Below are 17790 nucleotides of genomic sequence, written 5' to 3'. Positions count from 1 at the left end.
CAGCGTTCATCCTGAGCCAGGATCAAACTCTCCAATAAAGTTAGTTTGTCTAGCATCTAAAATAAAAATTGACGTTTCACGTTGTTTGTTTCGTTCAGTTTTCAAAGAACTGCTTGGTCGCTCATTTGCGACTTCCTTATGTTAACATCTTCGTTAGTTAATGTCAACTAAGTTTTTCATTTCGTTTGTCGCTTTCAACGTTGTTGTCATCGGCGACTTGTTTTATATTACACCTCTAATCTCTAATCGTCAACATGTTTTTCTAAAAAAGTATAAAAAGACTTATTTCTTTTAAAGTAAGCCTTTTTATCATATACCATTCTATTCGTTTATTATTTTTCTATAATTGGTAACGAGACGATAAACTGAATAATACCATCCTCATATTCAGCCCGAATACTACCACCTTGTAATTCAACAATACTTTTCGCAATCGCCAATCCAAGGCCCGATCCTTCTGTTGCCCTACTTCTAGATTGATCTTTCTTATAAAAGCGTTCAAATAAACTCGCTAACTCTTCTCTCGTAAACTCTTCACTATGATTCGCAATTACAATTTGTATATCCCGGCGCTGCCTTTGAAGAGAAACTTTGATTTCCCCATCATCTTTACTATACTTAATCGCGTTCATTAATAGATTATCAAATACACGGACCATCTTTTCCGAATCAATCGCTGCATAGGCACGTTCCTCAGGAAACTTCTTAACGAACGTAAGTCCATGCTCTTCCGCTTGCGGTACTAACTCTTCTATTAATTGCTCGAGCAACTCATTTACACATACTTCTTGTTTTTCTAATACAACTTGTTCATTCGTTAACTTCGTATACTCAAATAAATCTTCTATTAAATTCTTTAACTGCTCCGATTTAGCAAAAGCAATTCTTGTATACTCATCATGTTGTTCTTTATTTTCATATTTAGAATCTCGAAGTAATCGCAAGTAACCCATAATAGAAGTCAGTGGTGTACGTAAATCGTGAGATACATTCGTAATAAGCTCATTCTTTTGCTTCTCTAATCTACGTTCCTTTTCTATATTATTCATAAGCTCTTCCGCCATATTATTAATATTCTCAGTTAAAGACGCAATCTCGTCTTCACCTTTCTTTTCAATACGATACGCTAAGTTTCCTTTTTCGATTTCCTTTACACCTTCTGCCATCGCTTCAATTTGTTTCATCTTTCTCTTTGTTATATAAAAGAAAGAGAAAATGAATACGAGTACACCAATTAAAAATGGGAATGGGCCTTCTACTTTATAATACACTACTTCCCCTTGAGGAATTCCACTCACAAACATATATAAATTCTTACCTTCTATTGTAATAGGTGAGAAAGTAATAAACTCTTTTCTAGATCTTTCAATATCATTATTATTCGAATAATTGATAGCAAACGAAGTTGCATTACGAATTGTATTATGCAAATTAATTTGTTCTTCTTGTGCCTGCTTCGTTTTATACAAAACCTTACCATTTTCATCGGTAACTAATATTTTAAAAGCATCCTGCCCCTGCTCTAAATGTTCATTTTCTAGCTCTATCATACTTTGTACGGCATCTAATTTATTTGCATCAACCATCATTTCCGCAGTACTTTGCGCTTTACGATTAATTTGTTCCATACCATCTCTATAATTAATCTCAGCATGTCGACTAGCATCTTCAAAAACAGGCGCTACTATCTTCGTTGATACAAAGAGACCTAATAACGCACAAGCAGTAAAAGCCGTAATAAGTTGAATCCGCACACTCCGTTTCACACTCTTTACTAGCTTTCCGATTAACTCTCGAAATTTCCTAACATAAGTAAATGGATTAAATATCTTTTTCAATCTTATACCCCACTCCCCATACTGTTTTTATATAAATTGGCTTCCTCGGATTCTCTTCAATCTTTTCACGCACTTTCCGAATATGAACCATTACCGTGTTATCCGACTGGAAAGATCTTTCGTTCCAAACCTTTTCATAAATTTGTTCCGCGCTAAAGACCATACCCGGATTACGGGCTAGTAATTCTAGAATTGAAAATTCCCTCGGGGTCAGTTTCACTTCTTCTCCCTCTACAATAACTTTATGGGTCGAGATGTTGATTTTCATCTCTCCAATTTCTAGCTCGTCCTCATTTTGAATAGAAAAACCATTCATTTTCATATAACGGCGTAACTGAGATTTAATTCTTGCGATTAACTCTAACGGATTAAATGGCTTCGTTACATAATCATCTGCCCCTGTTGTTAACCCTAAAATCTTATCCATATCTTGCGTTTTCGCGGAAAGCATAATAATTGGCATTTCTTTTTCTTCCCTTACTTTCATACACATATGAATGCCGTCTACTTTCGGCATCATAATATCTAATACGACTAGATGTACTTCGTTTTGTTCTAGTAAACGTAATCCTTCTTCGCCGTCCCCTGCTTGCAATACTTTATATCCTTCATTCTTTAAATAGATTGTAATAAGATTCCTAATTTCTTTTTCATCATCTACGACAAGTATTGTTTCGTTTGCCACAATATCTCCCCCATCACTTTTTTAATCCCTAACTTCTATTATAGGAAAACTTCTGAAGAAAAACGCTCGGAAATCCTTAAGTTTTTCTGAAGACGCAAAAAAGGTCTAGACTCCCCTTAAGCCTAGACCTTTCAAAAACCCCTTTTATTTACGAACGTAGATGAAATATAGTACAAATAAAACTCCCATAACATACATAATTGGATGAATCTCTTTACGACGACCACTTACTACCATTGTAATTGGATAGAAGATAAACCCAATCGCAATTCCCGTTGCGATACTATACGTAAGTGGCATTGAAATGATAGTAAAGAATGCCGGTACTGCAATCTCGAATTTCTTCCAATCAATTTCTCCTAAAGATGAAACCATCAAGATTCCTACAATAATTAAAGCTGGCGCCGTTACAGCTGGTGTTACAACGCTTAGTAATGGCGAGAAGAATAGCGCGAGTAAAAAGAATCCTGCTGTTACAACTGCTGTAAATCCAGAACGTCCACCCGCTGCTACCCCTGCAGAAGATTCAATATAAGACGTTGTTGTTGATGTACCTAAGATCGCACCAATTACAGTTGCAATCGCATCTGCAAATAACGCTTTTCCTGCACGTGGTAATTTATTGTTCTTCATTAATCCTGCTTGATTCGCAACCGCTACAAGCGTACCTGCTGTATCAAAGAAATCGATAAAGAAGAACGTTATAATAACAATCCCCATTTGAACAGTGAAAATATCTCCAAAGTGCGTTAACGCCGCACCGAACGTTGGTTCTAGACTCGGTATTGCTCCCACTACAGCTTTCGGAGTATCAATTAATCCTGTTGCTATTCCTAAGATTGCTGTAAGAATCATACCGTAAAATACTGCCCCATTTACTTTCTTAATCATGAAGATAATTGTCGTAACAACTCCGAAAATTGCTAGTAACGTTGTGCCCTTTGTTAAGTCCCCCAACCCAACAAGAACAGCATCATTTTTCACGATAATTCCAGCATTTTGGAATCCAAGGAAAGCGATGAATAATCCGATACCTGCCGCTACTGCAAACTTTAACTCCGATGGAATTGCATTAATAATTTTTTCACGAATACCTGAAGCAGTAAGAATAATAAAGATAATACCTGACATTAACGTTCCAGCAATTGCCGTTTGCCACGGAATACCCATCGTTAACACTGCTGTATAAGCAAAGAACGCGTTAATTCCCATACCTGGCGCTAAAGCAATTGGATACTTCGCGAAAATACCCATAATTAACGAACCAATCGCTGCTGCTAATGCTGTAGCAACGAATACTGCACCTGGATCCATTCCTGTACCTGCCGGTAATCCTTTAACATTTCCAAGTGACAGCGTAGCAGGATTGACAAATAGTACGTAAGCCATAGATAAAAATGTCGTTAAACCTGCTATGAACTCTGTTTTATAATTCGTGCCGAGTTCATCAAACTGAAAATAGCGTTTCATCTTACGTTTCCCCCGTTATATGATTACTCGCCGTAATCTCCTAGCCCTCTTTTATCTATTAAAAATAAAAAAGGCTTCCATTGCATATACATGGAAGCGTTCTATGAATAAAGATAAGATTCCCCTCACCTTTATAAAAACGCCTCGTAGTCAAGCCATTTACGGTAGCTAGGTAGAAACTTTCGGGCCATATCCCCGATATTATACGACGGCATAATATTCACTTTTCGTTTGAATTACATACTCATATTAACTCGATGAAGTAGTTTTGTCAATTTAAAAACGAACATTTTTATAAATATTTATAATTTCGTTCGTATTAACCCTAAAACAAAAAGATCCATCTATACATAAGTAATAGATGGACCTTTTTATAAATACTATTCCCACTCAATCGTTGCTGGTGGCTTACTCGTTACATCATACACGATACGGTTAACGTGTTTTACTTCGTTTACGATACGTACAGAGATTTTCTCTAATACGTCCCAAGGGATACGTGCCCAGTCAGCTGTCATACCGTCGATAGATGTTACTGCACGGATACCTACTGTGTAATCGTACGTACGCTCGTCACCCATAACACCTACGCTACGCATACCAGGAAGCGCAGTGAAGTATTGCCAAATTTCACGATCTAAGCCCGCTTTAATAATTTCTTCACGTAAAATCGCATCAGATTCACGAACGATTTCTAATTTCTCTTCTGTGATTTCACCTAATACACGAATACCAAGACCAGGGCCTGGGAATGGTTGACGCCATACGATTTCATCAGGAATTCCTAGTTCTGATCCTAATACACGTACTTCATCTTTAAATAACGTGTTTAAAGGCTCAATTAATTTGAACTGCATGTCTTCTGGAAGTCCACCAACGTTATGGTGAGATTTAATTGTTTGTGCAGTTGCTGTACCACTTTCAACGATATCTGTGTACAGTGTACCTTGTGCTAAGAAGTCCATTCCTTCTAACTTAGAAGCTTCATCATCAAATACATAAATGAATTCGTTACCGATGATTTTACGTTTTTGTTCTGGATCTTCTACACCTTTTAACTTGTTCATGAAGCGTTCTTTTGCATCCACTTTAATAACGTTCATATGGAAGCCTTCACTAAATGTTTTCATAACACCTTCTGCTTCGCCTTTACGAAGTAAACCGTGGTCTACGAAAATACATGTTAACTGATCGCCGATTGCTTTATGAATTAATACTGCTACAACAGAAGAGTCTACACCGCCGCTAAGTGCGCATAGAACTTTTTTGTCTCCAACAGTTTCACGGATTTTCTCTAATTCTACTTCGATAAAGTTCTCCATGTTCCATCCTTCAGAACAACCACATACGCCGAATACGAAGTTTTTAATTAAATCGTTACCGTGCTCAGAGTGACGTACTTCTGGGTGGAATTGTACACCGTATAAGTTTTTGTCTTCATTGCTCATACCAGCAATTGGACAAGACTCACTTGTTGCATCTACTACGAACCCTTCAGGTAAACCAGTTACTAAGTCACCATGACTCATCCATACAACTTGTTCTTCTGGAAGGTTCGCATATAATTTTGATTCGTTCTCTACTTTCAGAACAGCTTTTCCGTACTCACGGTGGTTTGCACGTTCTACTTTACCACCGAATTTTTGTGTCATAAGCTGCATACCGTAACAAATACCGAAGATCGGTAATCCTAGGTCAAAGATTTTTTCATCACAATGTAATGCACCTTCACCGTATACACTATTCGGTCCACCAGAGAAAATAATCCCTTTTGGATTTATTTCTTTAATTTCTTCTGCAGTAATTGTATGCGGATGAAGTTCACTGTATACACCGAACTCACGAATTCGACGTGCTATTAACTGATTGTATTGACTTCCAAAATCTAAAACGATAATTGTATCGTGTTGCTTCTTCAAAATAATCACCCCAACGTTAGTTCTCGTATATAAATATTTTCACCAATTAGGCGAAAAGCATTACCAATATAATAAAAAAAGCCAGTCCTCCGCCTCTAGTCTCATAACAAAGAAAAGGCAGGGGTCTGGCTTTATAAAGAAAGATAGTCTTCCGCTCTTTATAAATATAAGACACACTGCCTTCATAGTCAGGTTGTTTACGGTAACCCGGTAGAGACTCTCAAACCTTATCTTTGAGGATATATGAAGGATCGTTTTATATTATCTTCCTAGATTCTAACAATGAAGTGTCGGTATGGTCAAGAGAGAAAGCGACAAAATTCTACAGAAATTCATTTCCTTTTCTAAAAAACGTCCATTTCTATATAGAAATGGACGTTTTTTAGAAAAGGATTACATCATCCCGCCCATGCCAGGCATTACCGTTGTAATTGGTCCTAGTTTGTCAGCTACTACAGCTAAAGTCGTATCATCAGTTTCTTCCTATTTTTTTTACCTATCCGTATAAAAATTTCATCAACCTGTTCTAGCTCTTACGCTGACATAAATACACTCAAACAAAAGAGTTAATAGACACTATAAAAGCCTATGCAAGTTATACATAAGCTTTTTGTTATTCACTATTAGCTATTTTTCAAGTCCTAATCCTTAAAGCAATTATTAATAAGATTAAATATAATAATCAGGCTTTTCGTCCATTTTAATTAAAAATTCTTCTAAAGAATCCGCTATTTTCTCATCTTCAGAGTAAATAGGACATTGACCTAATTCATTTTCCTCTTTAAATTTAATTGTTAAAAAGTTAAGTTCTGTTGCTTCGAAAAATACTAATGATTCATCATCATCTACATCATCTAGGTTTGGATTATATTCGTAAATATCCTGTCTTAAGCGAAAATCCGCAACTGAAATCGGGTCCATAAATCTGTTAAAAAACATTCTTTTATCAGACTTTAAAAAACCACAACCTATTTCTTGATAAAAACGTTGCAGTTCTTTTGGGAGTTTCATTTGTAATAAGCTTTCCGCTTCATCTATCTCTTCTTGATATATAGGATAAAAAATAGGTTTTTGTTTAGAACGTACACTTCTGTCTGCTACAACATATTTTTTCAAAAAGTTAAACATAGCGTTAATACCTCCGTTATTTACTTTTTCTTAAAAATCTCTTTTGAAATACCTTCCTTGCCATGAATCCCACCTTGATGTTCAGTAGGAAATTTAGCTGGGTGTATATTCCACCACTCATGTTCTCCACCGTGTGCATTTTCAATAAAATGATGTGCATCATACGGGTCATCTACATGCCTTAGTGGTATTCCTCTTCTAGAAAGGATTTCTTCTTCATAAGTAGGCCATTTTGGGTTAGTCTCCAGTTCCCACTCTTCTCTTAAATCATCTTTTAATCTAGCAAATTCGCTTCTTCTTTTTGCAACTTCTTCTTTGCTTAATCGTTCATAACTATTATTTTCTATGTGTTCTTGTAGTAACTCCCTCTGTTTTTCAGGGATTTTCCTATTTGTAATTTCTTCTACTTGGCTAAGGTATTCTTGGAATCTAGGTGTATTTAAATTACCAGGGTCAGCAAACATAAATGTATTTCGTGCTTCTTCTAAAGAATTAAAAGAAGTTTTTGGAACATCTCTAAAATCACCAGCATAGGCAAAGGGGTCTCTCACTTGTAATTTATTTAAAAAATGAGAAATACTCTGTTCTGCTTTTATCCCTAATGTAGTTACTTTCCCTGCTCTACTTATTCCTTTATCCCCAATCCATCCCAATCCAAGTCCCATAAAAATACTTGTGCCCCATTTTGTACGACTTTCCGCATCACCATGCCAAAAATCATTCATAAATGAATCCGAAACAGTATTCCAAGCGGTAGAAACTGTCTCTATAGGGTGACCTATAGCATACTTAATATTTTCCTTTGTTACTGTATCGTCTAATGAATCAAATCCTTCTACAATCTCCCCAATAACTTGCCCAGAGCCAACATATATACCATCCCAAATTTTTCTCAGCATAGATTTTTCAGAAGGTTTGTCGCCCATTTCTCCTGCTTCTATCTTTTCATTAGATAAACTTCTATCAACTAAATTACCATCATAACGTTCATCAGCATTACGAAACTTTTCAGCAGCATGCATTAGTTCTTCTGCAATCTTATCAAATTGCCGAAACACATTAAACATTTGAGGTTTTGTATCTTAGAATGACGTAAATAGCTTTTCACATAAAGATTTTTAACTTCTTCAACATTCAAAATATCATTATCGTGACACTAATTAATAAAACTACCTAATAGAACCTCATAATTTTGATATTTACCCTCGTTATATTCCCAAGCTTACGGTCTTCAAGAAATTCCTTTTATGCAAATTTTAAAAACACAAAAAGACTACCTCCTCTCATCAAGGAAGTAGCCTTCTTCTAATTAACTATTTATACATTGAACAGCTTCACAGAGTGATGCTTATTACATCATTCCGCCCATACCGCCCATGCCCATGCCGCCCATGTCAGGCATTGCTGGTGCATTTGGTTCTGGCTTGTCAGCAACTACAGCTTCAGTTGTTAAGAACATAGCTGCAACAGATGCTGCGTTTTGAAGTGCAGAGCGAGTTACTTTAGCTGGATCTACGATACCAGTTTCAAGCATGTTAACCCACTCGCCAGTAGCTGCGTTGAAACCAACGCCTACTTTTTCGCCTTTTAGACGCTCTACAACTACAGATCCTTCTAGACCAGCGTTGATTGCGATTTGGCGAACTGGCTCTTCTAGTGCACGAAGTACGATGTTGATACCTGTTGCTTCGTCGCCTTCAGCTACGATAGAAGCTACTTTTGTGTATACGTTCATAAGTGAAGTACCACCACCTGCAACGATACCTTCTTCTACTGCTGCACGAGTTGAGTTAAGTGCATCTTCAATGCGAAGTTTGCGCTCTTTTAACTCAGTTTCAGTTGCTGCACCTACTTTAATTACTGCTACGCCACCTGCAAGTTTTGCAAGACGTTCTTGTAATTTTTCACGATCGAATTCAGAAGTTGTTTCTTCTAATTGCGCACGGATTTGACCGATGCGAGCTTCGATTTGTTCTGTGCTTCCTACACCTTCAACTACAGTTGTGTTTTCTTTCGTTACAACAACTTTACCAGCGCGTCCTAAAGATTCAACTGTAGCAGATTTTAAGTCACGGCCTAATTCTTCAGTGATTACTTCGCCACCAGTTAAGATTGCGATATCTTCTAGCATTGCTTTACGACGGTCACCAAATCCAGGAGCTTTAACAGCTACTACATTGAATGTACCACGAAGTTTATTCACTACTAATGTAGCTAACGCTTCGCCTTCTACATCTTCAGCAATGATAAGAAGCGGTTTACCTTGTTGTACCACTTGCTCTAATACTGGTAAGATTTCTTGAATGTTAGAAATCTTTTTGTCAGTGATTAAGATATATGGGTTATCAAGAACTGCTTCCATTTTGTCAGAATCAGTAATCATGTAAGGAGATGCATATCCACGATCAAATTGCATACCTTCTACTACGTCTAATTCTGTTGTAAAACCTTTAGATTCTTCTAAAGTAATAACGCCGTCGTTACCAACGCGCTCCATTGCTTCAGCGATTAATTGACCTACTTCTTCGTCAGCAGCAGAAATAGCAGCTACTTGTGCGATAGAAGATTTACCTTCAATTGGTTTAGAAATCGTTTTTAATTCTTCTACTGCAGCAACTACAGCTTTTTCGATACCTTTACGAAGACCCATTGGGTTCGCACCAGCTGTTACGTTTTTAAGACCTTCACGAATCATAGCTTGTGCTAATACAGTTGCAGTTGTTGTTCCGTCACCAGCTACATCATTTGTTTTGCTAGCAACTTCTGCTACTAATTTCGCACCCATGTTTTCGAATGCATCTTCTAATTCAATTTCTTTTGCGATTGTTACACCGTCATTTGTAATAAGTGGTGAACCGAATTTTTTCTCAAGAACAACGTTACGACCTTTTGGTCCAAGCGTTACTTTTACTGCATTTGCAAGAGTGTCGACACCGCGAAGCATCGAACGACGTGCTTCTTCACTAAATTTAATATCTTTTGCCATAATAATTGACCCCCTTGGATTTTTTAAGATTTATATAATTAACCGATAACTGCTAAAATGTCACTTTCACGTAAAATCAAGTAGTCTGTACCTTCATATTTCACTTCAGTACCTGCATATTTTGAGAAGATGATAAGATCACCTGCTGCTACCTCTAAAGCAACACGCTCACCATTTTCAAGCACTCGACCAGTACCTACTGCAATAACTTTACCCTCTTGTGGTTTTTCTTTTGCTGTGTCTGGTAATACAATACCACTTGCTGTTTTTTCTTCCGCTTGAACAAGCTCAATTACAACGCGATCACCTAATGGCTTTAGCATGAACAATAACCTCCTCATTTTGTTATGTAAATTTTATTTATTAGCACTCAAGTCACCCGAGTGCTAACACACTTATAATAATAAATAATCTCAATTTCTTTTGCAAGTAAAAAAATCATAATTTTTTCGCAAATTACGCTATAAATTTTTCTATATAGAGTTCCTCTTCTTCTACCTTTACTATATGAATCGTTGTTTCCACTACTCGTATGTTACAATATGAAAGGACACCCTAAGTTGTTTTCGCTACACACACAACTTTCTCCTGTCTTCTATTATAATTTCAAATAAGGATTTACAAAAAAAACATAATTTAAGTAAGGTTTATATCGTAGGTAGCATATTTACATGTTATCCTACCTTATCTCATACACTAGAGTTAGAAAGGATGGTTAAACCATTTGAAAAAACAATATTGGTGGGTTATCGTTACATACATTTTAATGCAGTTATCATCAATTGCTGGATTACCACTTCTCCTGAAAACTGGACTTTATGATAACAAGGGATTCACTAGGGAAGAGAAATTTCAACTCATAACTGGTCACTGGGCAATCATTAGCTTCTTTATTGCATTATGTATCGTACTTTGGTTACTTAGAACAGATATTCGCGACAGACATTTAGATACAAAGCGTTCTACTGTTCCAGCTACGATTGGTTGGATTTTTATCGGGTTCTTCTTAGCATTTTTCTCGCAAAGTATTGCTGGTATGATCGAAATGTATGTATTAGGTATTAAACCTGGATCTGAAAATACAGCGAGACTTATGGATATCGCAAGAACGACACCTTGGTTCCTTATCGTCATCTCTATAATAGGACCTATTTTGGAAGAAATCGTATTTAGAAAAATTTTATTTGGTACACTTTATAAGAAGTTTAACTTCTTTATTGCCGCTATCATTAGTTCCCTTGTATTTGCGGCAATTCATTTTGATTTTACTCACTTATTGGTATACACTGCTATGGGTCTCGTATTCGCCTTCTTATATGTAAAAACGAAGCGTATTATCGTTCCAATTGCAGCTCATGTTGCAATGAATACATTAGTTGCAGTTGCCCAAGTTTTAATGAGTAACGAACAAATTCAAGAAATGATTAAAGAAGCTGAAAAAATGCAAGGCTTTATCGGAGGATTTTTAGTATGAGAAACTCACCATTGTTCATGGCTGTATTGTACTTCCTTCTAGGATGTATCTTTACACATCTAGCCATTAGGAATGTCACAGATACAATCTGGAATATGTGGACAATACTATTTGCAGTTATGGCAACGATTGATTTTAATTTGGCACTTCGCCTCATCTTAGTTAAATTCACAAAGAAAAAACAATAATAAAACGCAGAGGTCGCTTCCTCTGCGTTTTATTGTGGATAATTCTTCAAAAAGTAAACTAATGTTTGTAACTCTACTGCTAAATCAATATGATGAATTCTTATATTTTCTGACACATTTAAGCGCGCTGGTGTGAAATTCAAAATACCATGCACGTTTGTTTCTGCCAATCTATCAGCTACAGATTGTGCTACTGTAGCGGGTACTGTTAATATTGCCACTTGTATATCAGATGATAAACGTTCTTCTAATTCATCTAAGTGATATACAGGAATGCCTCCGATTTCTGTTCCAACTTTCTCTTCACTAATATCAAACGCCATTTCAATTTTTGTATTATTGTTTTTCGTGAAATTATAATGTAAGAAAGCGGTCCCTAAATTACCTACTCCAATAAGCGCTACACGTGTTATATCATCTTGGTCGAGTGTTTCACGGAAAAATGATAATAAATAATTTACGTTATATCCATATCCTTTTTTTCCTAATGCTCCAAAGTATGAGAAATCTCTTCGAATCGTTGCGGAATCAACCTTTACCGCTTCACTTAATTCGGCTGATGAAACACGTTGCTTACCAGACAAAGATAAGTTTTGGATAAATCGATAGTATAGAGGCAATCTCTTAGCAGTGGCTTGTGGAATTTTCTGCTGCTCCATATAACCTCTCCTCTCTTCCTATCTTTATTCATATGCTTTAATCAAATACAGAAGTTTAGCACTTATTAAATTCCTTGTATAATAGAAAGAAGAAGTATTCTCTCTGTATTTTAAACTATACACTATTTTTAGTATGATTGAGAAATATAAACATGGCAAAGTTAAGAAATTATTTGAGGTGAAAACATTGATTTTATTACAAGTAAACGCGCTTTCGAAATTATACGGTGCAGAAACGATTCTTTCAAATATAAAATTAGAAGTTCAAACGAAAGATCGTATCGCATTAGTCGGACGAAATGGCGCTGGAAAATCTACATTATTAAAAATAATAGCGGGTGAGCTATCTCATGATGGTGGAGAAATTATAAAACCGAAAGATGTCTCAATTGGATATTTAGCTCAAAATACCGGTTTAGAAACATCTTTAACAATTTGGGATGAAATGCTAACCGTCTTTACACACTTGCAGCAAATGGAGACAAAACTTCGAAGGCTAGAGCAAGAGATGGGAAAAGAAGAAAACTTTTCAAACGAGGCTATATATGAAAGATTATTAGCTGATTATGACCAATTACAATTAGATTATAAAGATCAAGGTGGCTATCAGTACGAAGCAGATATCCGTTCGATTTTAAGCGGTCTTGGCTTCCCCGTTGAAACGCACCAGACGACGATTTCGACATTAAGCGGTGGACAAAAAACACGATTAGCTCTCGGTAAATTATTATTAACGAAACCAGACTTACTTATTTTGGACGAGCCTACAAACCATTTAGATATCGAAACATTAACATGGCTTGAACAATATTTACAAGGTTATCCTGGCGCAATATTAATCGTTTCCCATGACCGTTATTTCTTAGATAAACTTGTTACACAAGTATATGAAATTTCGAATAAAGAAAGTAGACGATTTGTTGGTAACTACAGTAAATATTTAGACTTAAAATCAGCACTATACGAGCAAGAAATGAAACGTTATGAAAAACAACAAGATGAAATCGCTAAGCTAGAGGACTTCGTCCAAAAAAATATAGCTCGTGCATCTACGACAAAACGTGCGCAAAGCCGTCGTAAACAATTAGACCGTATGGAATTATTAACAAGACCATTAGGTGACTCTAAGTCAGCTTCCTTCCACTTCGATATTGAAAAACAAAGCGGAAATGATGTGTTACAAGTAAAGGATGCAACTATCGGCTATGATAAGGATCCAATTATTGAACATGTAACAATGCGCTTAACTCGCGGAGATAGTGTTGCTTTAGTTGGTCCAAATGGAATTGGGAAATCCACATTATTAAAATCCATTGTGAATAAGTTACCACTATTACATGGTGAGGTTTCTTTCGGATCTAATGTCTCTGTTGGTTATTATGATCAGGAACAAGCTAATTTAACATCTTCTAAGCGCGTTTTAAATGAGCTATGGGATGAATATCCACTACAACCTGAAAAAGAAATTCGCACGATACTAGGTAACTTCTTATTCACAGGAGATGATGTACTAAAGCCCGTCTCTTCTCTTAGTGGTGGACAAAAGGCTCGGTTAGCTCTTGCAAAACTTATGATGCAAAAATCGAATTTATTAATTCTCGATGAACCTACAAACCATCTTGATTTAAATAGTAAAGAAATCCTAGAGAATGCTTTAATCGATTATCCTGGTACTCTTCTATTTGTCTCACATGACCGCTATTTTATTAATCGTGTAACAACGACTGTGGTTGAGTTATCAACAGAAGGTGCACAGGAATATTTAGGGGATTACGATTACTACGTTGAAAAGAAAAATGAAATGATTGAACGTGCAGAACTTGAACAGCAAGAACAGCAAGAAAATCAGGCACCTGTTCAAAAAACTGTAGCTCCAGAAAAATTAAATTATCTCGAAGAAAAAGAGCGCAAAAAGTTAGAGCGTCAACGTACTCGAAAAATCGAGGAACTAGAACAAAATATTGTACAATTTGAAGAAGAAATTGCTACGTTAGAAGATCAACTTTGCTTACCAGAAATATATGCAGATTATGAAAAGGCTAGTGAAATTACAACGAAAAAGCAAACACTACAAGAACAACTTGATGCTCGTATGGCAGAATGGGAAGAATTGCATTTATAAGAGTATAAATAAGAAGGATGTCTCATCAGTCGGGATTTTTGACGATGAGACATCCTTCTTATCTTCTAGCCATGGTCAACCTCTATTGCATAAACGATTCGACACGAGGTATCGATTTTCCGACAAGGTTTGACAATGTTAGCCTCCCTTATAATAAGGGCATATTTCAAAATGTTTTTTAGAGATACCTTCTTCGTTTTTATTTCCCGAAAAAGGATAGATTCAAAGGTCAGACTTTATCTGTTTTATCCACAAGTTTATACACATATCCACCTTTATAAAATAAACATCTAAATAACTTTTCCACATTATCCACAATCAACAAAAAAGTTATCAACATTTTATATACACAATAAAACCCATATTATCAACAGATAATATGGGTTTTATCCACAAGCTGTGGTTAATTTTGTGCATAACTACGCTTCAATATCTAATCCTGGATTTGCATTTAAAGCTAATGTAGCACGTTTTCCTTGTTCATATGCAATTGTACCTGCCGCCGCAATCATAGCTGCATTATCTGTACATAAAGATAGAGGAGGAATAATTAGCTCTACATTTTCTTTTTGTGCAAATTCTGCTTCTAAACGTGCACGCAGTCCTTTATTCGCAGCTACTCCACCAGCAAGAAGCACTTGCTTTACGTTATAAGCATCCGCTGCACGAGATGCTTTCGTTACTAATACGTCAATTACACTCTCTTGGAAACTTGCTGCTAAATCTTCCGGTGCAATTTCTATCCCGCGTTGTTTTGCGTTATGCACAGTGTTGATAACTGCTGATTTCAATCCGCTAAAACTGAAATCATACGAATCCGGTTCTAGCCATGCACGAGGTAAATCAATTGTTGGTTCTCCTTCATGTGCAAGTCGATCAATATGAGGACCACCTGGATATGGCATAGATAACGTACGAGCTACTTTATCATATGCCTCTCCTGCTGCATCATCTCGCGTTTCACCAATTACTTCAAATGAACCATGTTCTTTCATATAAACAAGCTCTGTATGCCCACCAGAGACAACAAGTGATAGTAATGGGAATTGAACTTCTTTTACTAAACGGTTCGCATAAATGTGGCCAGCGATATGATGAACACCAACTAGAGGGATATCATGTGCAAATGCCACTGCTTTCGCTGCGTTCACCCCTATTAGAAGCGCTCCTACTAAACCAGGTCCTTCTGTGACAGCAATTGCATCAATATCATCAAATGTGATATTCGCTTCTTTTAACGCTTCCTCTAATACAACTGTAATTTCTTCTACATGATGGCGGGACGCAATCTCTGGTACAACTCCGCCAAAACGTTTATGACTTTCAATTTGTGATGCAACAACATTCGCAATAATTTCCGTTCCATTTTTAACAACCGCTACTGCTGTTTCATCACAACTTGTTTCAATACCAAGTATAATCGTATTTTTTTCCATTATATATTCACCCACATTACGAGACCATCTTCCTGATTGTCTGCATAGTATCGTTTACGAATTCCACCATTTTGAAATCCGTATTTTCTGTATAACTGTTTTGCTACTTCATTTGATACACGTACTTCAAGTGTCATCGTTTTTACACCTAGAGTTTTCGCCTCGGAAATAACTTCTTTTAATAAAGCATCTCCTAGCTTTTGACCTCTGTATTCTGGCAAAATAGCTATATTTGTTATATGTGATTCATCAATAATTATCCACAATCCACAATACCCAATTACACGACCATCTTTTTCTAGCACAACATAATGTGCATGTTCATTCATCGTTAACTCACGGTGAAAGGCATCTGCAGTCCAAGGAGTTGAAAAAGATGCTTCTTCAATAGCTACAATTTGAGCAATATCATCGAGTTCCATCTTTCTAAATATCATATCCATTCTCTGCAAGCTCCTACTTATTTTGACTTTCTAACCACTTTGTTTCAGCTTCAGCTAAACGAAGGTAACTAGGAACAAATGAATGTACATCTTGTTCTTCTTTTTGTAATCCTAAGAACGCTAGCTCACTTGGTCTTGGGTTATTTTTAGTGAAAGGAGCAAAGACAGCTTGATCGCCTAAATGTTCGATAATTGTTTCTTTGTGTAGTTTCACATCGTTACCAATAAATAAAACAGGCTTTCCTTTATCTTTTAACATTTGCAACCAGTCTACAATAAGGATGATTCGGTCTTCCTCTATAGAAGTTAAATCCTCTCCTTCATATGTATATAAGCCAGTATAAATTTGTCCACGTCTTCCATCGAATAAAGGACAGATTAATCCATCAAAATTAGCTCCGTTTGCAGCCACTACTTCTAAACTTGATACACCTACAATTGGTATTTGAAGTGACCAAGCTAATGTTTTTGCAGCTGTCACACCTATACGAACACCTGTATATGATCCTGGTCCAGCAGCTACAACTATTTTAGTTAATTCTTTTGGTTTTACACCGCATTCTTTTAACAGTTGTTCTACAGCTGGCATAAGACGCACAGAATGATTTTTTGTTAAATTTGTAATGATTTCCCCAATTACGTTTCCTTCTTCAATAAGGGATACACCCATTACATAATTTGAAGTATCAATTGCTAGTACTTTCATCTTGTAATAGCTCCTCACATAATCTAATATAGCGATCTCCAATCGGCTCGAGTACAATGTTTCTTGTGTCATCTCCAGCATGGAATAAACTAATTTGTAGCTTCTCATTTGGTAAATATGCTTCTATTAAATGAGCCCATTCTACTACCGTAATTCCTTCACCATAGAAATACTCATCAAAACCTAAGTCTTCTTCACTTTCTGCTAAGCGATACACGTCCATATGATATAGCGGTAATCTCCCTTTATATTCTTTAATAATATTAAAGGTAGGGCTATTTACAACTCTTTTCACTCCAAGACCTTTTGCTAGTCCCTTTGTAAAAGTCGTCTTACCAGCCCCTAGATCTCCTTCTAAAATAATTACATCTTGTGCCTGAGCAAGTTCACCAAGTTTTTCTGATAATCTTTGTGTTTCCTCAGATGATTTTGTTGTTATTTCATATTTACTCACAGACTTCACCTACTTTACTCACAATGTTCTCTGCTCTTTATTATACAGGTTTTGAATATATAAAAAAGTCCTTAGGAGTTTTCCTAAGGATAGTTTGACTGTCTTTATTAGTTTTTTGTTAAAACAAATAAAAAAATACGAAACAACATGTTTCGTTCTTTTCTTTATATAAAATGGCGGTCCCGACCGGGGTCGAACCGGCGATCTCCTGCGTGACAGGCAGGCATGTTAACCACTACACCACGGGACCATTTGGTTGCGGGGACAGGATTTGAACCTGCG

16 protein-coding genes, 1 tRNA gene and 2 riboswitches are annotated in these 17790 nt (G+C 36.4%); of the genes, 3 read left to right on the top strand and 14 right to left on the bottom strand.

Annotated features, from left to right (window positions below):
• Positions 1–332: 332 nt before the first annotated feature.
• The 8 genes from MR070_RS26260 to groES all read right to left on the bottom strand — a co-directional run bounded on the left by MR070_RS26260 (position 333) and on the right by groES (position 10349).
• Positions 333–1838 (bottom strand): HAMP domain-containing sensor histidine kinase, encoded by a 1506-nt coding sequence (locus MR070_RS26260; protein WP_070805106.1) that lies wholly within the window; start codon positions 1836–1838, stop codon positions 333–335.
• On the bottom strand, positions 1822–2523 hold the full coding sequence (locus MR070_RS26255) for a response regulator transcription factor (RefSeq protein WP_242262269.1): 702 nt from the start codon (positions 2521–2523) through the stop codon (positions 1822–1824). Before MR070_RS26255 ends, MR070_RS26260 begins: the two co-directional genes overlap by 17 nt.
• Before the next feature lie 144 nt (positions 2524–2667).
• Positions 2668–3993: an NCS2 family permease gene (locus MR070_RS26250; protein WP_242262268.1), complete on the bottom strand. Its 1326-nt coding sequence runs from the start codon at positions 3991–3993 to the stop codon at positions 2668–2670.
• A gap of 127 nt (positions 3994–4120) precedes the next feature.
• Positions 4121–4222: riboswitch (purine riboswitch) on the bottom strand.
• A gap of 151 nt (positions 4223–4373) precedes the next feature.
• The gene (gene guaA / locus MR070_RS26245; protein ID WP_000743928.1) at positions 4374–5912 is read right to left on the bottom strand and encodes a glutamine-hydrolyzing GMP synthase; all 1539 of its coding nucleotides are present in this window, start codon (positions 5910–5912) and stop codon (positions 4374–4376) included.
• Between the two features lie 165 nt (positions 5913–6077).
• Positions 6078–6179, bottom strand: a riboswitch (purine riboswitch).
• Positions 6180–6581: 402 nt separating this feature from the next.
• Positions 6582–7040 (bottom strand): SMI1/KNR4 family protein, encoded by a 459-nt coding sequence (locus MR070_RS26240; RefSeq protein ID WP_000481697.1) that lies wholly within the window; start codon positions 7038–7040, stop codon positions 6582–6584.
• Positions 7041–7060: 20 nt separating this feature from the next.
• Positions 7061–8107 carry a hypothetical protein gene (locus MR070_RS26235; protein ID WP_242262266.1) on the bottom strand — a complete coding sequence of 349 codons (1047 nt, stop codon included), beginning with the start codon at positions 8105–8107 and terminating at the stop codon, positions 7061–7063.
• A 284-nt stretch (positions 8108–8391) separates the two neighbouring features.
• On the bottom strand, positions 8392–10026 hold the full coding sequence (gene groL / locus MR070_RS26230; protein ID WP_001029999.1) for a chaperonin GroEL: 1635 nt from the start codon (positions 10024–10026) through the stop codon (positions 8392–8394).
• Between the two features lie 38 nt (positions 10027–10064).
• Complete coding sequence (gene groES, locus MR070_RS26225) at positions 10065–10349, bottom strand: co-chaperone GroES (protein ID WP_000917306.1); 285 nt, start codon at positions 10347–10349, stop codon at positions 10065–10067.
• Between the two features lie 401 nt (positions 10350–10750).
• Here groES and MR070_RS26220 point away from each other — a divergent pair, with 401 nt between their 5' ends.
• A complete protein-coding gene (locus tag MR070_RS26220) occupies positions 10751–11500 on the top strand; it encodes a CPBP family intramembrane glutamic endopeptidase (protein ID WP_044793680.1) in 750 nt (249 codons plus the stop codon).
• Positions 11497–11688: a YdiK family protein gene (locus MR070_RS26215; protein WP_001246209.1), complete on the top strand. Its 192-nt coding sequence runs from the start codon at positions 11497–11499 to the stop codon at positions 11686–11688. Before MR070_RS26220 ends, MR070_RS26215 begins: the two co-directional genes overlap by 4 nt.
• A 29-nt stretch (positions 11689–11717) precedes the next feature.
• On the opposite strand, the gene MR070_RS26210 is transcribed toward MR070_RS26215, so the two are convergent.
• A complete protein-coding gene (locus MR070_RS26210; protein WP_044793681.1) occupies positions 11718–12347 on the bottom strand; it encodes a redox-sensing transcriptional repressor Rex in 630 nt (209 codons plus the stop codon).
• 187 nt (positions 12348–12534) lie between these two features.
• On the opposite strand from MR070_RS26210, the gene MR070_RS26205 reads away from it, so the two are divergent.
• Positions 12535–14469: an ABC-F family ATP-binding cassette domain-containing protein gene (locus MR070_RS26205; RefSeq protein ID WP_277931350.1), complete on the top strand. Its 1935-nt coding sequence runs from the start codon at positions 12535–12537 to the stop codon at positions 14467–14469.
• 419 nt (positions 14470–14888) lie between these two features.
• Here the strand turns inward: MR070_RS26205 and tsaD are convergent, their stop codons facing one another.
• The 5 genes from tsaD to MR070_RS26180 all read right to left on the bottom strand — a co-directional run bounded on the left by tsaD (position 14889) and on the right by MR070_RS26180 (position 17758).
• Positions 14889–15905 carry a tRNA (adenosine(37)-N6)-threonylcarbamoyltransferase complex transferase subunit TsaD gene (tsaD, locus tag MR070_RS26200; RefSeq protein WP_000414588.1) on the bottom strand — a complete coding sequence of 339 codons (1017 nt, stop codon included), beginning with the start codon at positions 15903–15905 and terminating at the stop codon, positions 14889–14891.
• A complete protein-coding gene (gene rimI / locus MR070_RS26195; RefSeq protein WP_000367197.1) occupies positions 15905–16348 on the bottom strand; it encodes a ribosomal protein S18-alanine N-acetyltransferase in 444 nt (147 codons plus the stop codon). The genes tsaD and rimI overlap by 1 nt, the downstream gene beginning before the upstream one ends.
• 13 nt (positions 16349–16361) lie before the next feature.
• Entirely contained in the window at positions 16362–17054 is a 693-nt protein-coding gene (gene tsaB / locus MR070_RS26190; RefSeq protein WP_001975528.1) for a tRNA (adenosine(37)-N6)-threonylcarbamoyltransferase complex dimerization subunit type 1 TsaB, read from the bottom strand.
• Complete coding sequence (tsaE, locus tag MR070_RS26185) at positions 17035–17508, bottom strand: tRNA (adenosine(37)-N6)-threonylcarbamoyltransferase complex ATPase subunit type 1 TsaE (RefSeq protein WP_000049631.1); 474 nt, start codon at positions 17506–17508, stop codon at positions 17035–17037. Before tsaE ends, tsaB begins: the two co-directional genes overlap by 20 nt.
• Before the next feature lie 174 nt (positions 17509–17682).
• Positions 17683–17758, bottom strand: a tRNA-Asp gene (locus MR070_RS26180).
• Positions 17759–17790: the final 32 nt, after the last annotated feature.

This window comes from Bacillus cereus group sp. BfR-BA-01453 (assembly GCF_022662915.1).
Taxonomy (GTDB): Bacteria; Bacillota; Bacilli; order Bacillales; family Bacillaceae_G; genus Bacillus_A; species Bacillus_A paranthracis.
The sequence above is the reverse complement of the archived record's forward strand: the minus strand, read 5'-3'. Positions and strand labels throughout refer to the sequence as shown.